The 18,410-nt window shown below is 57.8% G+C and carries 21 protein-coding genes; 17 read left to right on the top strand and 4 right to left on the bottom strand.

The window, feature by feature from the left end; genetic code table 11:
* Positions 1-5: 5 nt before the first annotated feature.
* The 14 genes from lptE to lipA all read left to right on the top strand — a co-directional run bounded on the left by lptE (position 6) and on the right by lipA (position 12,883).
* Positions 6-596, top strand: coding sequence for an LPS assembly lipoprotein LptE (lptE, locus tag ABLV04_RS04305; protein ID WP_004885890.1), 591 nt, complete (start codon positions 6-8; stop codon positions 594-596).
* Complete coding sequence (gene holA, locus ABLV04_RS04310) at positions 596-1,627, top strand: DNA polymerase III subunit delta (protein ID WP_032428664.1); 1,032 nt, start codon at positions 596-598, stop codon at positions 1,625-1,627. The genes lptE and holA overlap by 1 nt, the downstream gene beginning before the upstream one ends.
* Positions 1,620-2,270 (top strand): nicotinate-nucleotide adenylyltransferase, encoded by a 651-nt coding sequence (nadD, locus tag ABLV04_RS04315; protein WP_032455122.1) that lies wholly within the window; start codon positions 1,620-1,622, stop codon positions 2,268-2,270. Before holA ends, nadD begins: the two co-directional genes overlap by 8 nt.
* 72 nt (positions 2,271-2,342) lie before the next feature.
* A complete protein-coding gene (locus tag ABLV04_RS04320; RefSeq protein ID WP_101976521.1) occupies positions 2,343-2,972 on the top strand; it encodes an adenosylcobalamin/alpha-ribazole phosphatase in 630 nt (209 codons plus the stop codon).
* Between the two features lie 222 nt (positions 2,973-3,194).
* On the top strand, positions 3,195-3,512 hold the full coding sequence (rsfS, locus tag ABLV04_RS04325) for a ribosome silencing factor (RefSeq protein WP_023288834.1): 318 nt from the start codon (positions 3,195-3,197) through the stop codon (positions 3,510-3,512).
* A gap of 3 nt (positions 3,513-3,515) precedes the next feature.
* Entirely contained in the window at positions 3,516-3,983 is a 468-nt protein-coding gene (gene rlmH / locus ABLV04_RS04330; RefSeq protein ID WP_002894620.1) for a 23S rRNA (pseudouridine(1915)-N(3))-methyltransferase RlmH, read from the top strand.
* A gap of 27 nt (positions 3,984-4,010) precedes the next feature.
* On the top strand, positions 4,011-5,912 hold the full coding sequence (mrdA, locus tag ABLV04_RS04335; RefSeq protein WP_023288833.1) for a peptidoglycan DD-transpeptidase MrdA: 1,902 nt from the start codon (positions 4,011-4,013) through the stop codon (positions 5,910-5,912).
* Positions 5,912-7,024, top strand: coding sequence for a peptidoglycan glycosyltransferase MrdB (gene mrdB / locus ABLV04_RS04340; protein ID WP_004885876.1), 1,113 nt, complete (start codon positions 5,912-5,914; stop codon positions 7,022-7,024). Before mrdA ends, mrdB begins: the two co-directional genes overlap by 1 nt.
* Before the next feature lie 11 nt (positions 7,025-7,035).
* Positions 7,036-8,184 (top strand): endolytic peptidoglycan transglycosylase RlpA, encoded by a 1,149-nt coding sequence (gene rlpA / locus ABLV04_RS04345; RefSeq protein ID WP_072421313.1) that lies wholly within the window; start codon positions 7,036-7,038, stop codon positions 8,182-8,184.
* A gap of 139 nt (positions 8,185-8,323) precedes the next feature.
* Positions 8,324-9,523, top strand: a complete 1,200-nt coding sequence (dacA, locus tag ABLV04_RS04350) for a D-alanyl-D-alanine carboxypeptidase DacA (RefSeq protein ID WP_023288831.1) — start codon at positions 8,324-8,326, stop codon at positions 9,521-9,523.
* Between the two features lie 112 nt (positions 9,524-9,635).
* Positions 9,636-9,899 (top strand): DUF493 family protein YbeD, encoded by a 264-nt coding sequence (ybeD, locus tag ABLV04_RS04355; RefSeq protein WP_002894474.1) that lies wholly within the window; start codon positions 9,636-9,638, stop codon positions 9,897-9,899.
* Between the two features lie 104 nt (positions 9,900-10,003).
* The gene (gene lipB, locus ABLV04_RS04360; protein WP_309319665.1) at positions 10,004-10,648 is read left to right on the top strand and encodes a lipoyl(octanoyl) transferase LipB; all 645 of its coding nucleotides are present in this window, start codon (positions 10,004-10,006) and stop codon (positions 10,646-10,648) included.
* Between the two features lie 129 nt (positions 10,649-10,777).
* Positions 10,778-11,737, top strand: coding sequence for a YbeF family transcriptional regulator (locus tag ABLV04_RS04365; protein ID WP_071997598.1), 960 nt, complete (start codon positions 10,778-10,780; stop codon positions 11,735-11,737).
* Between the two features lie 180 nt (positions 11,738-11,917).
* A complete protein-coding gene (gene lipA / locus ABLV04_RS04370) occupies positions 11,918-12,883 on the top strand; it encodes a lipoyl synthase (protein ID WP_023288828.1) in 966 nt (321 codons plus the stop codon).
* Between the two features lie 190 nt (positions 12,884-13,073).
* Here the strand turns inward: lipA and tatE are convergent, their stop codons facing one another.
* Both tatE and ABLV04_RS04380 read right to left on the bottom strand, forming a co-directional pair.
* Positions 13,074-13,280 (bottom strand): twin-arginine translocase subunit TatE, encoded by a 207-nt coding sequence (gene tatE / locus ABLV04_RS04375; RefSeq protein ID WP_023288827.1) that lies wholly within the window; start codon positions 13,278-13,280, stop codon positions 13,074-13,076.
* A 242-nt stretch (positions 13,281-13,522) separates the two neighbouring features.
* Positions 13,523-14,311, bottom strand: a complete 789-nt coding sequence (locus tag ABLV04_RS04380) for a deaminated glutathione amidase (protein ID WP_023288826.1) — start codon at positions 14,309-14,311, stop codon at positions 13,523-13,525.
* Between the two features lie 89 nt (positions 14,312-14,400).
* Between ABLV04_RS04380 and crcB the strand changes: the two genes are divergently transcribed.
* A complete protein-coding gene (gene crcB, locus ABLV04_RS04385; protein WP_002894459.1) occupies positions 14,401-14,784 on the top strand; it encodes a fluoride efflux transporter CrcB in 384 nt (127 codons plus the stop codon).
* A 67-nt stretch (positions 14,785-14,851) separates the two neighbouring features.
* On the opposite strand, the gene cspE is transcribed toward crcB, so the two are convergent.
* Together cspE and pagP are read right to left on the bottom strand one after the other, a co-directional pair.
* Entirely contained in the window at positions 14,852-15,061 is a 210-nt protein-coding gene (cspE, locus tag ABLV04_RS04390; protein WP_002439184.1) for a transcription antiterminator/RNA stability regulator CspE, read from the bottom strand.
* 194 nt (positions 15,062-15,255) lie between these two features.
* A complete protein-coding gene (gene pagP / locus ABLV04_RS04395) occupies positions 15,256-15,777 on the bottom strand; it encodes a lipid IV(A) palmitoyltransferase PagP (protein ID WP_223171797.1) in 522 nt (173 codons plus the stop codon).
* A gap of 335 nt (positions 15,778-16,112) precedes the next feature.
* Here pagP and dcuC point away from each other — a divergent pair, with 335 nt between their 5' ends.
* Together dcuC and rna are read left to right on the top strand one after the other, a co-directional pair.
* Positions 16,113-17,486 (top strand): anaerobic C4-dicarboxylate transporter DcuC, encoded by a 1,374-nt coding sequence (dcuC, locus tag ABLV04_RS04400; RefSeq protein WP_023288824.1) that lies wholly within the window; start codon positions 16,113-16,115, stop codon positions 17,484-17,486.
* 92 nt (positions 17,487-17,578) lie between these two features.
* Positions 17,579-18,376, top strand: coding sequence for a ribonuclease I (gene rna, locus ABLV04_RS04405; RefSeq protein ID WP_023288823.1), 798 nt, complete (start codon positions 17,579-17,581; stop codon positions 18,374-18,376).
* The last annotated feature ends 34 nt before the right edge of the window (positions 18,377-18,410 follow it).

Raw genomic sequence — 18,410 nt, forward strand, 5'->3', positions numbered from 1 at the left:
GAAGCGTGCGATATCTGGTAACAATGTTGTTATCTCTGGCGGTGCTTGCCACCGCCGGCTGTGGCTGGCATCTGCGTAGCACTACCAAGGTGCCCACCACCATGAAAACCATGATCTTCCAGTCGAGCGATCCGAACGGGCCGTTAAGCCGCGCGGTGCGTAATCAGCTGCGTCTTAACGGCGTGGAACTGATCGACGCCAGCACGCTGCGTAAAGATGTCCCTTCTCTGCGCCTCGATGGATCGTCGATTCAGAAAGATACGGCATCGGTGTTCCAGGACGGTCGTACGGCGGAATATCAGATGGTCATGACCGTTCATGCCAGCGTCCTGATCCCGGGTCACGATATCTATCCGATAACCACCAAGGTCTATCGTTCGTTCTTTGATAACCCGCAGGCGGCGCTAGCCAAAGACGCCGAGCAGGATATGATTATCCAGGAAATGTACGATAAAGCGGCGGAACAGCTGATTCGTAAACTGCCAAGCGTTCAGGTAGCGGATGTTGAAGCCACCCAGCAGGAAGAAAAACCGGTCGCGGGCAGCACCGCGCCGGCGTCCTCGGGTAACCGCGTCTCCACCACGCTGGGTCAATGATGATTCGGTTGTACCCGGAACAGCTCCGCGCGCAGCTCACTGAAGGGCTGCGCGCGGCCTATCTGCTGCTTGGCAACGATCCTCTGCTGTTGCAGGAAAGCCAGGACGCTATTCGCGAAGCCGCTGCCGCGCAGGGCTTTACCGAACACCACACCTTCACTATCGATAGCAGCACCGACTGGCAGGCGCTTTTCGCCTTAAGCCAGGCGATGAGCCTGTTTGCCAGCCGGCAAACCCTGCTGTTGATCCTGCCGGAAAACGGCCCCAACGCTGCGATCAATGAACAGCTGGCGACGCTGGTCGGTCTGCTGCACGACGACCTGCTGCTGATCGTTCGCGGCAGTAAGTTGACCAAAGCCCAGGAGAATGCCGCGTGGCTCACCGCGCTGGCTCAGCGCGCCGTCCAGGTCAGCTGCCAGACGCCGGAATACGCGCAGCTGCCGCGCTGGCTGGCTGCGCGGGCCAAACAGCATCAGCTGCAGCTCGACGACGCGGCCAGCCAGCTGCTGTGCTACTGTTACGAAGGCAATCTGCTGGCGCTGGCGCAGGCGCTGGAGCGGCTGGCGCTCCTCTGGCCGGACGGTAAGCTGACCCTGCCCCGCGTTGAGCAGGCGGTGAACGATGCCGCGCACTTTACCCCTTACCATTGGGTCGATGCCCTGCTGGCAGGCAAAAGCAAGCGCGTGCTGCACGTTCTGCAGCAGCTCCGTCTTGAAGGCTGCGAGCCGGCGATCCTGCTGCGTACGCTACAGCGGGAGCTGCTGCTGCTGGTCACTCTCAAGCGCCAGTCGGCACAGACGCCGCTGCGTTCGCTGTTTGATAAACATCGGGTCTGGCAAAACCGCCGTCAGCTGCTCAGCGACGCCCTCGCCCGACTCAGCGGCGAACAGCTGCGCCAGGCGGTGACCCTTCTGACCCGCGCGGAACTGACCTTTAAACAGGATTACGGGTACGACGTCTGGCCCGAACTGGAAAGTCTTTCGTTGTTGCTCTGCCACAAAGCCCTGGCGGACGTTTTTATTGATGGTTGATATGACTCACTTACAGGCAATCTATGGCGGCACCTTCGATCCGGTGCATTATGGTCACCTCAAGCCGGTCGAGATCCTGGCGAATCAGATTGGCCTGAGCAAGGTCATCATCATGCCTAATAACGTCCCGCCGCATCGTCCCCAGCCGGAAGCCACCAGCGCCCAGCGCGTGCACATGCTGAAGCTGGCGATTGCCGATAAGCCGCTGTTCACGCTCGATGAACGCGAACTGCGGCGCGATACCCCCTCCTGGACGGCGCAAACGCTGCAGGAGTGGCGCCAGGAGCAGGGGCCGCACAAGCCGCTGGCGTTTATCATTGGCCAGGATTCGCTGCTCACCTTTCCCACCTGGCATAACTATGAAACCATCCTCGACAATGTCCACCTGATTGTCTGCCGCCGGCCGGGTTACCCGCTGACCATGGCCCATGAGGCCGATCAGCGCTGGCTGGATCGCCATTTAACTCACGACGTGGAGTCTTTGCATCACCGTCCTTCCGGCGTGATCTACCTGGCTGAGACCCCGTGGTTCGATATTTCGGCGACGATCATTCGCCAGCGCCTTGAGCGCGGCGAGTCCTGCGCCGAGATGCTGCCGGCCGCGGTGCTGGACTACATCCGCGAGCAGGGTCTCTATTGCTGACCCCGGGCTGGGCCTGGCGCGAAAAAAGCGCTATCGTAACGCCACCTCTCCAACGCCTGTCAGAGCCTGTTCATGAAATTGTGGTTAGTTCGCCATGGCGAAACCGAAGCTAACGTTGCCGGGTTATACAGCGGCCACGCCCCCACGCCCCTGACGCCGCGCGGCGTCGCTCAGGCGCGAGCGCTCGGTGAACGACTGCGCGCGGTGCCTTTCGATAAAGTCTTCTGCAGCGAGCTGGCGCGGACCGGGACAACGGCCGATCTGCTGCTTGGCGATCGCGCTATCCCGCGCGAATGCCATGCCGCGCTCAATGAGATGTTTTTCGGTGACTGGGAGATGCGCCATCATCGCGACCTCCAGCGAGAAGATGCGGAAAACTATGCCGCATGGTGCGCTGACTGGCAGCACGCGGCCCCGACCAACGGCGAAAGCTTTCAGCGTTTTGCCCGCCGCGTCAGCGAATTTACCCCCACGCTGACCGAATGCCGCCATCTTGACCACCTGCTGATCGTCGGCCATCAGGGCGTCCTGAGCCTGCTGACCGCCCTGCTGTTGCAGATGCCCGCCGCGGCGATGTGGCACTTTCCGATAGCCCATGGCGCCTGGAGTCTCCTCGACATTCGCGACGATTTCACCACCCTGCGGGTATTAAATAGCCAGGCCGTCTGGCAGCCGCAACAAGAATTCCCGCCGAACCATTGACAGGCCAGAGCAGGCTGCTATTCTCCGCTGCCAGGCAGCATCCGCCAAAGCAGGTTTGCAGAAATTGTTTTACAAAAATGGCGATGCAATCCTCGGCGAGGGATGGGATGATACTCCGCCGCGAACGCCTGCCGACAGACATTTCACCCGACTTTTTCATTAGTTCAGGTATACTGTCAGGCTCTTTATGATTATCAATCTTCACGCACCCAGGGGGAACACTTGCAGGGTAAAGCACTCCAGGATTTTGTTATCGACAAAATTGATGACCTGAAAGGTCAGGACATCGTTGCCATTGATGTACATGGCAAATCCAGCATCACCGATTGCATGATTATCTGCACCGGCACCTCCACGCGTCATGTGATGTCCATCGCCGACCACGTGGTTCAGGAATCCCGCGCCGCCGGCTTGCTGCCCCTGGGCGTTGAAGGGGAAGCCGCCGCCGACTGGATCGTCGTCGACCTCGGCGACGTGATGGTTCACGTCATGCAGGAAGAGAGCCGTCGTCTGTACGAGCTGGAAAAACTCTGGAGTTAATGCGTGAAGTTGCAGCTGGTGGCCGTTGGCACCAAAATGCCGGACTGGGTACAGACCGGCTTTAGCGAGTATCTGCGCCGTTTTCCCAAAGATATGCCGTTCGAACTGGTGGAGATCCCTGCCGGTAAGCGCGGCAAGAACGCTGATATCAAGCGCATCCTCGAAAAAGAGGGCGAGATGATGTTAGCCGCTGCCGGTAAAAACCGCATCGTGACCCTGGATATTCCGGGTAAACCATGGGATACGCCGCAGCTGGCGCGCGAACTGGAACGCTGGAAACAGGACGGGCGCGACGTCAGTTTGCTGGTCGGCGGCCCGGAAGGCCTCTCTCCAGCCTGTAAAGCAGCGGCGGAACAGAGTTGGTCGCTCTCCACCCTCACCTTACCTCACCCGCTGGTGCGCGTACTGGTGGCCGAGAGCCTGTATCGGGCGTGGAGCATTACCACCAACCATCCGTACCACCGTGAGTAATGATGATCAGGGTAGACTGAGCAGCGAATGAAATTACAGAATTCTTTCCGCGACTATACGGCTGAATCCTCGCTGTTCGTGCGCCGGGCGCTGGTCGCTTTTTTGGGGATTTTGCTGCTTACCGGCGTTCTGATCGCCAACCTGTACAATGTGCAAATCGTTCGCTTCGACGACTATCAGACGCGCTCGAACGAAAACCGCATCAAGCTGGTGCCGATCCCGCCGAGCCGCGGCATTATTTACGATCGCAACGGCACCCCGCTGGCGCTTAACCGCACCATTTATCAGCTGGAGATGATGCCGGAGAAAGTCGATAACGTGCAGCAGACGCTGGATGCGCTACGCGATGTCGTCGATTTAACCGACGATGATATCGCCGGTTTCAAAAAGGAGCGCGCCCGCTCCCATCGCTTTACTTCGATTCCGGTCAAGGTCAACCTCAGCGAAGTGCAGGTGGCCCGCTTTGCCGTCAACCAGTACCGCTTTCCCGGTGTGGAAGTCAAAGGCTACAAGCGCCGTTACTACCCCTATAACTCGGCGCTGACGCACGTCATCGGCTACGTGTCGAAAATTAACGATAAAGACGTCGACCGCCTCGATAAAGAGGGCAAACTGGCCAACTACGCCTCGACCCATGACATCGGTAAGCTGGGTATTGAGCGTTATTACGAGGACGTCCTGCACGGTCAGACCGGCTACGAAGAGGTTGAAGTAAACAACCGCGGCCGCGTTATTCGTCAGCTCAAAGAGGTGCCTCCGCAGGCCGGACGCGACATCTACCTCACCCTCGACCTCAAGCTACAGCAGTATATCGAAACGCTGCTGGCCGGCAGCCGCGCCGCGGTGGTGGTCACCGACCCGCGTACCGGCGCCATTCTGGCGCTGGTTTCGACGCCGAGCTACGACCCGAACCTGTTCGTCGACGGCATCTCCAGCAAAGATTACTCCGGCCTGCTCAACGATCCCAACACGCCGCTGGTCAACCGTGCGACGCAAGGGGTCTATCCGCCGGCATCGACGGTCAAACCGTACGTCGCCGTCTCGGCGCTGAGCGCCGGGGTGATCACGCGCAATACCAGCCTGTTCGACCCGGGCTGGTGGCAGCTGCCCGGCTCGGAAAAACGCTATCGTGACTGGAAAAAATGGGGTCACGGCCATCTGAACGTCACCAAAGCGCTGGAGGAGTCCGCGGATACCTATTTCTATCAGGTCGCCTATGACATGGGCATCGATCGCCTCTCGGAGTGGATGAGCAAGTTCGGCTACGGCCACTATACCGGTATCGACCTCGCCGAAGAGCGCTCGGGCAACATGCCGACCCGCGAATGGAAGCTCAAACGCTTTAAAAAACCCTGGTACCAGGGGGACACCATTCCGGTGGGCATCGGCCAGGGTTACTGGACCGCCACGCCGATCCAGATGAACAAAGCGCTGATGATCCTGATTAACGACGGGGTGGTGAAAGTGCCGCACCTGCTGCAAAGTACCGTGGAAGACGGCAAGCCCGTTCCGTGGGTCCAGCCTCATGAGCCGCCGGTAGGCGACATCCATTCCGGCTACTGGGAAATCGCCAAAGACGGCATGTTCGGCGTGGCCAACCGCGGCAACGGCACCGCGCACAAATATTTCGCCAGCGCGCCGTATAAAATCGCGGCCAAGTCCGGTACCGCCCAGGTGTTCGGCCTGAAGGCCAACGAAACCTATAACGCGCACCGAATCTCTGAGCGTCTGCGTGACCATAAACTGATGACGGCGTTTGCGCCTTATAACAACCCGCAGGTTGCCGTGGCGATGATCCTGGAAAACGGCGGTGCCGGCCCGGCGGTCGGTACGATTATGCGCCAAATCCTCGATCACATCATGCTGGGCGATAACAACACCACGCTGCCAAGCGAAAACCCGGCGGTAACCGCAGGGGAGGATCAATAATGACGGATAATCCGAACAAAAAATCGCTGTGGGATAAGATCCATCTTGACCCCACTATGGTGCTGATCCTGCTGGCGCTGCTGACCTACAGCGCGCTGGTTATCTGGAGCGCCAGCGGTCAGGACGTCGGCATGATGGAGCGTAAAATCGGCCAGATCGCCATGGGCGTGGTGATCATGATCGTCATGGCGCAGATCCCGCCGCGGGTCTATGAGGGCTGGGCGCCCTACCTCTATATTTTCTGTATTATTCTGCTGGTGGCCGTCGACGCCTTCGGCGCCATCTCCAAAGGGGCGCAGCGCTGGCTGGATCTCGGTATCGTCCGCTTTCAGCCGTCGGAGATTGCAAAAATCGCCGTGCCGCTGATGGTGGCGCGCTTTATTAACCGCGACGTCTGCCCGCCTTCGCTAAAGAATACCGGTATTGCCCTGGTGCTGATCTTCCTGCCGACGCTGCTGGTGGCGGCGCAGCCTGACCTCGGGACCTCGATTCTGATCGCCCTCTCCGGTCTGTTTGTACTGTTCCTCTCCGGCCTCAGCTGGCGCCTGATCGGCATTGCGGTGGTGCTGGTCGCCGCCTTTATCCCGATTTTGTGGTTCTTCCTGATGCACGATTATCAGCGCCAGCGCGTGATGATGCTGCTCGATCCGGAAACCGACCCGCTGGGCGCGGGGTATCACATTATTCAGTCTAAAATTGCCATTGGCTCCGGCGGTCTGCGCGGCAAAGGCTGGCTGCACGGCACCCAGTCGCAGCTGGAGTTTCTGCCGGAACGCCATACCGACTTTATCTTCGCCGTACTCGCCGAAGAGCTGGGCCTGATTGGCGTACTGATCCTGCTGGCGCTCTATATTCTGCTGATCATGCGCGGACTGTGGATCGCCGCCCAGGCGCAAACCACCTTTGGCCGGGTCATGGCCGGTGGTTTAATGTTGATTTTATTCGTTTATGTCTTCGTAAATATTGGTATGGTGAGTGGTATTTTACCGGTGGTGGGCGTACCGTTGCCGCTGGTGAGCTACGGGGGCTCCGCCCTGATCGTATTGATGGCCGGGTTTGGTATCGTGATGTCGATCCATACCCACAGAAAAATGTTGTCGAAAAGCGTTTAAAGGGGTTCGCAATGCGTAAGCAATGGCTGGGGATCTGCATAGCAGCGGGGCTGCTGGCGGCATGTTCGAGTGATGACGTGCAACAAAAGACGGTCAGTACTCCACAGCCGGCCGTCTGTAATGGCCCGACGGTTGAGATCAGCGGCGCCGATCCGCAGTATGAAACGCCGAACGCGACGGCGAATCAGGATTATGAGCGCGACGGTAAGCGCTACAACATCGTCCAGGATCCGGCAAACTTTACTCAGGCCGGTTTCGCGGCGATCTATGACGCGGAACCCAACAGCAACCTGACCGCCAGCGGTGAAACCTTCGACCCGACGCAGTTGACCGCGGCGCACCCGACGCTGCCGATCCCGAGCTATGCGCGGATCACCAACCTCGCCAACGGGCGCATGATCGTCGTGCGGATTAACGATCGCGGTCCCTACGGCAACGATCGGGTTATCTCGCTCTCCCGCGCGTCCGCCGACCGCCTGAACACCTCGAATAACACCAAAGTGCGTATCGACCCGATCATCGTCGCACCTGACGGTTCGCTTTCCGGCCCGGGAATGGCTTGTACCACCGTCGCCAAACAGACTTACGCCCTGCCCGCCCGTCCGAATCTGGACGGCGGTGACGCCGCTGGCATGAGCCAGCCCTCGCCCACTGACGTTCGCCCGATCAGCAACAGCACGCTGAAGCCGGAAGACAGCGTTGGCGCACCGGTGAACAGCGGCGGTTTCCTCGGCGCCCCGACGCCGCTGAACAGCGGCGTGCTGGAGAGCAGCGAACCCGCGGCCGCCGCCGCGACGGCACCTGCCGCCGGCGCCACGCCAGCAGCGCCGGTGACCGCGCCCGGCTCCATCCAGGGTAGCGTCGCGCCCGCAGCGGCCACCGCCGCAGCCGCCGGCGCCGTTGCCGCTTCGTCTTCCGCCACCTCCAGCGCCAGCGGTAGCTTCGTCGTGCAGGTAGGCGCAGTGAGCGACCAGGCGCGGGCGCAGCAGTATCAGCAGCGTCTGAGCCAGCAGTTCTCTGTGCCGGGCCGGGTCATGCAAAACGGCGCGGTATGGCGTATTCAGCTGGGGCCGTTTGCCGACAAGGCGCAGGCCAGCGCCGTTCAGCAGCGCCTGCAAAGCGAAGCGCAGCTGCAGTCCTTTATTACTCGCGCCAACTAAAGGCCGCGGGCAGCCCGTTCACCTTGCGCATGTAAAAGTCATTAACAAACTCATGCGCAATGTCGGATGCTGGCCCGCAGAGCATTTGCTATAGTAAGGCACTTTTTTTAACTCCATCACGGATGCCGTTGTTCTGACCATGAAGACCTCTTTCACCGCTCGTTTACTCATCACGGCGCTCTCCGTTGCAGCGCTCTCCTCCGCTGCCCGCGCCGATGACCTGAATATCAAAACGATGATCCCAGGCGCCCCGCAGATTGACGCCGAATCCTGGATCCTTATCGATTACAACTCTGGCAAGGTGCTGGCTGAAAACAACGCCGACTCCCGCCGCGACCCGGCCAGTCTGACCAAAATGATGACCAGCTATGTTATCGGTCAGGCGATGAAAGCGGGCAAATTCAAAGAGTCCGATCTGGTCACCGTCGGCAACGACGCCTGGGCCACCGGCAACCCGGTATTCAAAGGCTCTTCCCTGATGTTCCTCAAGCCGGGGATGCAGGTGCCGGTTTCCCAGCTGATCCGCGGTATCAACCTGCAGTCCGGTAACGATGCCTGCGTGGCGATGGCCGACTATGTCGCCGGCAGCCAGGACGCCTTCGTCAGCCTGATGAACAACTACGTCAACGCCCTCGGCCTGAAAAACACCCATTTCCAGACTGTTCACGGCCTCGATGCTGACGGCCAGTTCAGCTCGGCGCGCGACATGGCGCTGATTGGCCAGGCGCTGATCCGCGACGTGCCGAACGAGTACTCCATCTATCGTGAGAAAGAGTTCACTTTCAACGGTATCCGCCAGCTGAACCGTAATGGCCTGCTGTGGGATAACAGCCTGAACGTCGACGGCATCAAAACCGGCCACACCGACAAAGCGGGCTACAACCTTGTCGCTTCCGCCACCGAAGGGCAGATGCGTCTGATCTCGGCGGTAATGGGCGGCCGGACGTTCAAAGGGCGTGAGTCGGAAAGCAAAAAACTGCTGACCTGGGGCTTCCGCTTCTTTGAAACCGTCAACCCAATTAAAGCCGGCAAAGAGTTTGCTTCCGAACCGGCCTGGTTCGGCGACAGCGATCGCGCTTCGCTGGGGGTGGATAAAGACGTCTACCTGACCATCCCGCGCGGCCGGATGAAAGATCTGAAAGCCAGCTACGTGCTGAATAACACTGAGCTGCACGCCCCGCTGCAGAAAAACCAGGTCGTCGGCACCATTAACTTCCAGCTGGATGGTAAAACCATTGACCAGCGCCCGCTGGTGGTGCTGCAGGAAATTCCGGAAGGTAATTTCTTCGGTAAAATTATTGATTACATTAAATTAATGTTCCACCACTGGTTTGGTTAAAAATCGAACACTTGAAAGTGTGATTTCCATCCCCATATACTATTCATCCAAGTAACCTGATAACTCCCGCCCTTGGTGGGAGTTATTATTTTGTCGTAACACCGGAGCTGACATGAAAACCAAACTTAACGAACTGCTTGAATTCCCTACGCCATTTACTTACAAAGTAATGGGGCAGGCGTTGCCTGAGCTGGTTGATCAGGTGGTGGAAGTGGTACAGCGCCATGCGCCTGGTGATTACTCGCCGTCAGTAAAACCGAGCAGCAAAGGTAACTACCACTCGGTCTCCATCACCATCAACGCCACTCACATTGAACAAGTGGAAACGCTGTACGAAGAGTTAGGCAATATCGATATCGTTCGGATGGTGCTGTAACCTTTTCCCTGACCCGGCCGCCATGCCGGGTCTTCTCATTCCCTCCCGCACGGCTGTGATATACTCCCCGACCTGAATTCTCTCTTCCCGGCGGAGATGTTGTTTTGCAGCACAATAAAATTCTAATCCGGCAGCTTGGCCTGCAACCTTACGAACCCGTCTCGCAGGCGATGCACGGATTTACCGACGCCCGTGATGAAGATACCCTCGATGAGATCTGGCTGGTGGAACATCACCCGGTCTTCACCCAGGGTCAGGCCGGCAAAGCGGAACACCTGCTGGTGCCCGGTGATATTCCGGTGATCCAGAGCGATCGCGGCGGCCAGGTAACCTATCACGGCCCGGGACAGCAGGTAATGTACGTCCTGTTGAACCTCAAGCGCCGCAAGCTGGGCGTGCGTGAACTGGTGACGCTGCTGGAGCAAACGGTCGTCAATACCCTTGCCGAATACGGTATTGAGTCGCACCCCCGCGCCGACGCCCCTGGCGTCTACGTCGGCGATCGCAAAATATGCTCTCTGGGGCTGCGGATCCGCAAAGGCTGCTCTTTCCACGGCCTGGCGCTCAATATCGCGATGGATCTGACGCCGTTTCTGCGTATCAACCCCTGCGGCTATGCCGGTATGGAGATGACACAAATGCGCCAGTGGCAGCCGGAAGCCACTCCGGAGACAGTGGCTCCGCGGCTGGTCGCCCATCTGCTGGCGCTGCTGAACAATCCCCCGCACGAATACCTTCCTCAGGGTTAAGGGCAGACCAGCGCCCCGCTGACGGCGGGGTGCTGAACGAGTAACACATTATTTTTGCAATCAATTGTCACGCACGGCAACGCGGTGGGCCGCTATACTTGGCCTATCATTCCCAACCGGACTCATCGCGTGCCAGAGAATACGCCGCCGTCAGAATCTCCTGACCGACAGGACGAACGTTACGACCGTCAGATGTTTCGCATCCTGCGTAATATTGACCTCAATCTGTTGACCATCTTCGAAGCCGTGTACGTACACAAAGGTATCGTCAATGCCGCGAAGATACTCAATATCACGCCGTCGGCCATTAGCCAGTCAATAAACAAACTGCGGGCGCTGTTCCCCGATCCGCTGTTTATCCGTAAAGGCCAGGGCGTAACGCCCACCGCCTATGCCACCCATCTTCACCAGTACATCAGCCGCGGTATGGAGGCTTTCCTCAGCGCGCTGGATATCACCGGCAGCCCGCATCAGCAGCGGGTGATCACTATCGCCACCACGCCAGCCATGGGGGCGCTGCTGATGCCTGGCCTGGCCAGCGCGCTGAAGCCGGTCTTTCCGCAGATCCTGCTGCACAACATCGCCCTCACCGACGCCGCGCGGCAGCTTGACCAGCGCCAGGTGGATTTGTTGATTGATACCCATCTGCACAGCGGCCAGGCGATAAGCCATCACGTGCTGTATCAGGAACGGGTGCAGATGTACTGCCGCGCTGGGCATCCCGCGCTGGACGGTCCGCAGGATGAATCCGCCCTTGCACAATACGAGTTTGCGCTGCTGCTGCCGGAAGGCCAGCGCTACCCTACGCTGCACCGTCGGCTGCAGGAGGAGATGGGCGAGCGCCGCTGCGGTTTCAGCACCTTCAACCTGCTAACCCAGGCGGCAATGATCGCCGAGAGCGACATGCTGGGGCTGACCACCGAGCGCCTGTTCGCCATGGTATCCCGTCTCTGGCCGCTGCAGACCCTGGACTTCCCCTCCCTGCGGGAAGAGCAGATTGATGTTGCGCTGCACTTCAATAAGCAGAGCGGGAAAGAGCCATTGCTGAAAGAGATCATTGAGACCGTGATCCAGGCGTTTAAGGCGTAGCGCACGGAAGGGAAAAGGATAGAACAACAACTATTTTACAATTTGCCGGGCAGGCAGGCTGCTTTCTGCCCCTTTTCAATGGTATACTGCCTGCTCTTGATTCAAAAATAGTTGATAATTGCAACATTTCATTGAATTAATTCGCTTTCCTTCGTGACTCGCAACTGGAACACGCACGCTATGAGTAAACCCATTGTGATGGAACGCGGTGTTAAGTACCGCGACGCCGATAAAATGGCCCTTATCCCGGTGAAGAACGTGGCAACTGAGCGTGAAGCTCTGCTCAGAAAACCGGAATGGATGAAAATCAAACTTCCGGCAGACTCGTCCCGTATCCAGGGAATCAAAGCAGCGATGCGTAAGAACGGCCTGCACTCCGTGTGCGAAGAGGCCTCCTGCCCGAACCTTGCAGAGTGCTTCAACCACGGTACCGCGACCTTTATGATCCTCGGCGCGATCTGTACCCGCCGTTGCCCATTCTGCGACGTGGCGCATGGCCGCCCGGTCGCGCCAGATGCGAACGAGCCACAGAAGCTGGCGCAAACTATCGCCGATATGGGGCTGCGCTACGTGGTGGTCACTTCGGTGGACCGTGACGACCTGCGCGATGGCGGCGCACAGCATTTTGCCGACTGCATCAGCGCCATTCGCGAGAAAAACCCGACGATTAAAATCGAAACACTGGTCCCGGATTTCCGCGGCCGCATGGATCGCGCCCTTGATATTCTGACGGTGACCCCGCCGGACGTCTTCAACCACAACCTCGAAAACGTACCGCGCCTCTATCGTCAGGTGCGTCCGGGCGCGGATTACAACTGGTCGCTGAAGCTGCTGGAGCGTTTTAAAGAAGCGCACCCGGAGATCCCGACAAAATCCGGCCTGATGGTGGGCCTGGGCGAAACCAACGACGAGATCATCGAAGTCATGCGCGACCTGCGCCGTCATGGCGTCACCATGCTGACATTAGGCCAGTATCTGCAGCCGAGCCGTCACCACCTGCCAGTGCAGCGTTACGTTAGCCCGGAAGAGTTTGAAGAGATGAAAGCGGAAGCCATGGCGATGGGCTTCACCCACGCCGCCTGCGGCCCCTTCGTTCGCTCTTCCTATCACGCCGACCTGCAGGCTAAAGGGATGGAAGTTAAATAACCTGCCGCTTCTCCCGCTGCGTCACGTCCTGGCGCAGCGGCGCTCTCCGCTTCATTCGCTTCGCCTTCCCGTAACAGTTAGTTGCATCTTTCCTGCGCGGCGTCGACAAAAACAACAAAGGCCGCAACGTCAAACGTCGCGGCCTCTTCGCCGTACCACCCGCATCCCGCCAGGGGACGCAGCAGGAGAATTACTCTTTATGAGAGAGCTTCTGCGCCGGTGCTTCGTCTTCAGCGGTGGTTTTTTTCGCGCTATCGTCATCTTCGTTCATGGCTTTTTTAAAGCCCTTGATAGCCGACCCCAGGTCGCCGCCCAGCGTACGTAATTTCTTGGTACCAAACACTAAGATAATCAGTGCTGCGACTACCAGCAGTTTGGTAATACTAATCTCACCCATAGCTAACCTTCTTCTCTATACAAGCTGCGAATACGCCATCATACACGCATTTATCCGTCATATTGTAATCCACCTGTGCGTGGGCTGCGTGATTCAGCCCGAGGCCTCCCCTCCGGGAGTGAGCGCTGGGGTGTCCGTCCTGACGTGCACAGCGAATTATTGGGATAAACAATACGGGTATTTGGCGCGCGGACACAATAGCAATCTGTAACAAGGTGAATCAAGCCTTGTTTAAAAAAACGTCACAATAATTGCGGTGGCGCAAACCGTCGGTTCTGCAGCACCGGCAAACGCTCGCGAACCCGCGCAAGGTAGTCTGCGGAAATATCGGCATAGATCAGCTGCGGCTCGCTCCCCGCGCCCGCCACGGTGGTCCCCAGCGGATCGACGATGCGGCTCTGCCCGATGTTACGCGTCCCGCATTCGCCTGCCGCCACGACGTAGCAGGTCGTGTCCAGCGCGCGCGCCGCCAGCAGCGTCGCCCAGTGATGCTCTTTTTGCGGCCCTTTCACCCATGCGGTGGGCAGCACCAGCAGCTGCGCCCCGTTCAGCGCCAGCGACAGCGCCAGCTCCGGAAAACGCAGATCGTAACAGGTCATCAGGCCAACGCGGAAACCCGCCACTTCAATCACCGGCGGGATTTGCCGGCCGGGATCCACCCGCCGGGACTCCTGCATTGCGAAGGCGTCGTATAAATGAAGTTTGTGATAATGTGCAATAACCTTCCCTTCACGCAATACCACCAGCGTGTTGGTTGCTCTCCCCTCCCCCGACGGCACATGCAGCGTCAGGATCGTCGTCAGGCCGTTACGCGCGCTCTCGGCCAGCAGCAGCTGTAAAAACTCTCCATCCAGCGTTTGGGCCGAGTTCACCGACAGATCCGGGTCGTTGTCATCACGTGCCAGCAACGCCTCCGGCAGCACCAGCAGCGCCGCCCCTTCACGCGCCGCCTGCTGCATCATCGCCACACAAGTTTGCGCATTCGTCCGCCATACTGGCGTGACGATAAACTGCCCTGCCGCTACCCGCATGTTTTTCTCCCGTCAGGTTATGAATAGCCAATTGCGCCCGTTGCGCGCTACACTTGACACTCTCTTACATCAAATAGCAGGAAACGACCGTGTTTCAACTTCTTTGCGCCGTTTTTATTGGCGGCGGCACCGGCAGCGTTTTGCGCTGGTGGCTCGGCATGAAGCTCAATCCTGTGCACCATGCTATCCCGATTGGGACGCTGACTGCCAACCTGTTAGGCGCCTTTGTGATCGGCGCCGGGCTGGCGTGGTTTAATAGACTGACCGGCATTGACCCGATGTGGAAACTGCTGATCACCACGGGTTTCTGCGGCGGATTGACCACCTTCTCCACCTTCTCTGCGGAAGTGGTGTTTCTTCTGCAGCAGGGGCGAGTGAGCTGGGCGCTCCTCAACGTCGCGGTGAACTTGCTGGGCTCGTTTGCCATGACGGCTGTCGCCTTCTGGCTCTTCTCGCAGGCCGCCAGCCGCTAAAGGCGTAATCAACAGGCAAAAAAAAACCCGCTGATTAGCGGGTTTTTATATTCTACTGACGCGTTGCTTACAGAGCGATTACGTTTGCAGCAGAAGGGCCTTTGGCACCGTTAGTGATTTCGAACTCTACGCGCTGACCTTCAGCCAGAGTTTTGAAACCGTTGGACTGGATTGCAGAGAAGTGTACGAATACATCTTTGCTGCCATCTTCCGGAGTAATGAAACCGAATCCTTTGGACTCATTAAACCACTTAACGTTACCTTTAATCTTAGACATCAAAATTACCTTTATATGAAAAATCGACACTAATGCTGTGTCGGGTATCAGTACACCAATTGTGGTACCTTTTGTCCAGTGCAACTTTGCTAAAAAGTGATAAAAGTCGCTATCTTTTTTAGTGGGTAACGCTTTAGTCCTTGTTTTTCCACAAGACGCATCGCTTATCTCATTTATTGCTAAGACTTAGCGAATTAAAACTGTATACGAGCCCAGGCGAAGTAAACGTTACCGTTATTGTAGGTACCGGGAATATAGGTCATCTGGAACGTTGCCGGACCGTAACCTATTGACGCTAAGGGCAAGATCACCGGAATCGGGATGTAGTTCCAGTTATCGCGCGCCGTCACCCCGAGGGTATAGCCGAGACCGAGGCGGAAGTTCTGGTCCGTCAGCGGACGCCAGGTTTTCTCCCAACCGTAGCCGCCGATGGGTTCCCACTTATTGAAAGAGTCTTTAAACGCCATCAGGTACAGGCCGTGCCAGTTCCCTTTCTCATCCCAGCGCGAAACGCCGAAGCCTGCCCCCCACGGACGTTCGTTATACTTGTCCGTCTTTTCCTTATCATAAGCAAAGCGCGCGTGCCAGGTGATGGCTGGAACGTACAGATCATAGTGCTCCGGCTCATTCCAGGTCTGCGCAACGTTATTACTTAAGGTATGGTAACCTTCGCTAAGGGTCGATGAAAACGACGCGCTGGCGTTTCCGGATACCAATAACCATCCTAAAAAACCAAGAGAAAACAATGAAAAACGACGTAACATCAACACTTTTCTATTACCACTTTCATTTAAAAGCCACCTAAGATAGCAAAGATAGTCTCAATACAGGTTGAACGAAATAAGGCAAACTCCTGATTTTCGCCCGCTGACCATCAGAACCGCTTAACTATCCATCTGGTGATTATATCCAGGCGGGACGGGAGGGGCGTAGTTCTTATCGCTTTATTGATTTGCATCAGCGAGTTTCGTCCGTTTTTTCGGCACATTCGCACATTAAAATTTGGTGTGGCGCTTTTTAACTACATATTCTTTGGGCTTAGGGGAAATGAATGCTGACGTTTGTTGAGATCCTGATCGGGATTGCGGTCATTGTGGGCGTCGCCCGCTATATCATTAAGGGCTATTCAGCCACCGGCGTGCTGTTCGTCGGCGGCTTAATATTGCTGATCGTCAGCGCCCTGCTGGGTCATAAAGTCTTACCAGGCAATACCGAGGGCACCGGTTACTCCGCCACTGACATTATTGAATACATTAAGATTCTACTCATGAGCCGTGGCGGCGATTTGGGTATGATGATCATGATGCTGTGCGGCTTCGCCACCTATATGACGCATATTGGCGCCAATGATATGGTGGTGAAATTAGCCTCAAAGCCATTGCGCTATATCAATTCGCCCTATCTGCTGATGATTGCCGCCTACTTTGTCGCCTGCCTGATGTCGCTGGCCGTCTCCTCCGCGACCGGCCTCGGCGTCCTGCTGATGGCGACGCTGTTCCCGGTGATGGTAAACGTTGGTATCAGCCGCGGTGCGGCGGCGGCCATCTGCGCCTCCCCGGCGGCGATTATCCTTTCGCCTACCTCGGGTGACGTCGTGCTGGCGGCAAAAGCGGCCGAAATGCCGCTGATCGACTTTGCCTTCAAGACCACGCTGCCGATCTCCATCGCCGCTATCATCTGCATGGCGATCGCCCACTTCTTCTGGCAGCGCTACCTGGATAAAAAAGAGAACATTTCCCACGAAATGCTCGACGTCAACGAGATCACCACCAATGCCCCGGCGCTGTACGCCATCCTGCCGTTTACCCCGATTATTGGCGTACTGATCTTTGATGGCAAATGGGGGCCGGAACTGCACATTATTACCATCCTCGTCGGCTGCATGCTGCTGGCGGCGATCCTCGAATTCCTGCGCGGGTTCAACACCAAAAACGTCTTCAGCGGACTGGAAGTCGCCTACCGCGGGATGGCTGACGCCTTCGCCGGGGTGGTGATGCTGCTGGTCGCCGCCGGCGTTTTTGCTCAGGGATTAAGCACCATCGGCTTCATCAACGGTCTGATCTCCATCGCCACTTCCTTCGGCTCGGCCAGTATTATTCTGATGCTGGTGCTGGTGATCCTGACCATGCTGGCGGCGATGACCACCGGCTCCGGCAATGCCCCGTTCTACGCCTTTGTCGAGATGATCCCCAAGCTGGCGCACTCCTCCGGCATCAATCCCGCCTATCTGTCGATCCCGATGCTGCAGGCCTCTAACCTTGGCCGCACGATCTCGCCGGTCTCCGGCGTGGTGGTGGCCGTCGCCGGGATGGCGAAGATCTCCCCGTTCGAAGTGGTCAAACGCACCTCGGTGCCGGTGATGGTTGGCCTGCTGGTGGTGATTGTCGCGACCGAGATCCTCGTCCCGGGCAGCGCGGTCCACTAATGGTCTAACCACGTGAAAAGGCGCCAGCAGGCGCCTTTTTTATGCTTTAATAACTCCCCGTTATCTTTTGCCATCCACAATCAGGAATAAACATGTTCAGGAAGGAATTCGCCGCGCTTGCCCTTGTGCTTACCGCCACTCAGGCCGGCGCTGAACCGCTCACCGCGACGCGATACGCTGATTTTGACCGCTATGTCCTGGCCCTCTCCTGGCAAACCGGATTCTGTCAGAGCATGTATGACCGTAACCGCAACGAACCGGAAGAGTGCCGCCTGCAGCAGGAAACCGCGAATAAAGCCGATTTTCTGACCGTGCACGGCCTGTGGCCCGGGCTGCCAAAGTCCATTGCCGCGCGCGGAGTGGATGAACGACGCTGGATGCGCTACGGCTGCGCCACGCGCCCGCTGCCCGACATGCCGGAGGTGAAAGCGAACCGCAAATGTCAGGCGGCGGAGACGGGATTGTCGCTGGAGATGGCCAACAAACTGAATAGCGTAATGCCGGGCGCGGGCGGCACCTCCTGCCTCGAACGTTACGAATATGCCAAACATGGTGTCTGCTTCGGCTTCGATCCCGACAGCTATTTTGGCGCCATGGTGCGCCTGAACGGGGAAATTAAGCGCAGCCCGGTTGGTGATTTCCTTGCCAAACACTATGGCCAAACCGTCAGTCGGGCCGACTTCGACGCCGCCGTGGCCCGCGCCTGGGGTCCGCAGAGCGTGAAGGCGTTTAAATTAACCTGTAACGGTAATCCTGCCTATTTGACCGAGATGCAAATCTCACTCAACGCCGCGACCATCAACGCCCCACTGGCCACCTCCGCCTTTCTGCCCCAGCCTCACCCGGGTAACTGCGGCGCGCAGTTTATCCTCGATAAGGTTGGCCACTAGCGCAACGCGGCATACTGTTCAGAAAACGTCCTTC

Origin of the sequence: Klebsiella sp. JN_Kp127, assembly GCF_040062505.1 — a bacterium.
In the GTDB taxonomy this organism is placed as follows: domain Bacteria; phylum Pseudomonadota; class Gammaproteobacteria; order Enterobacterales; family Enterobacteriaceae; genus Klebsiella; species Klebsiella quasipneumoniae.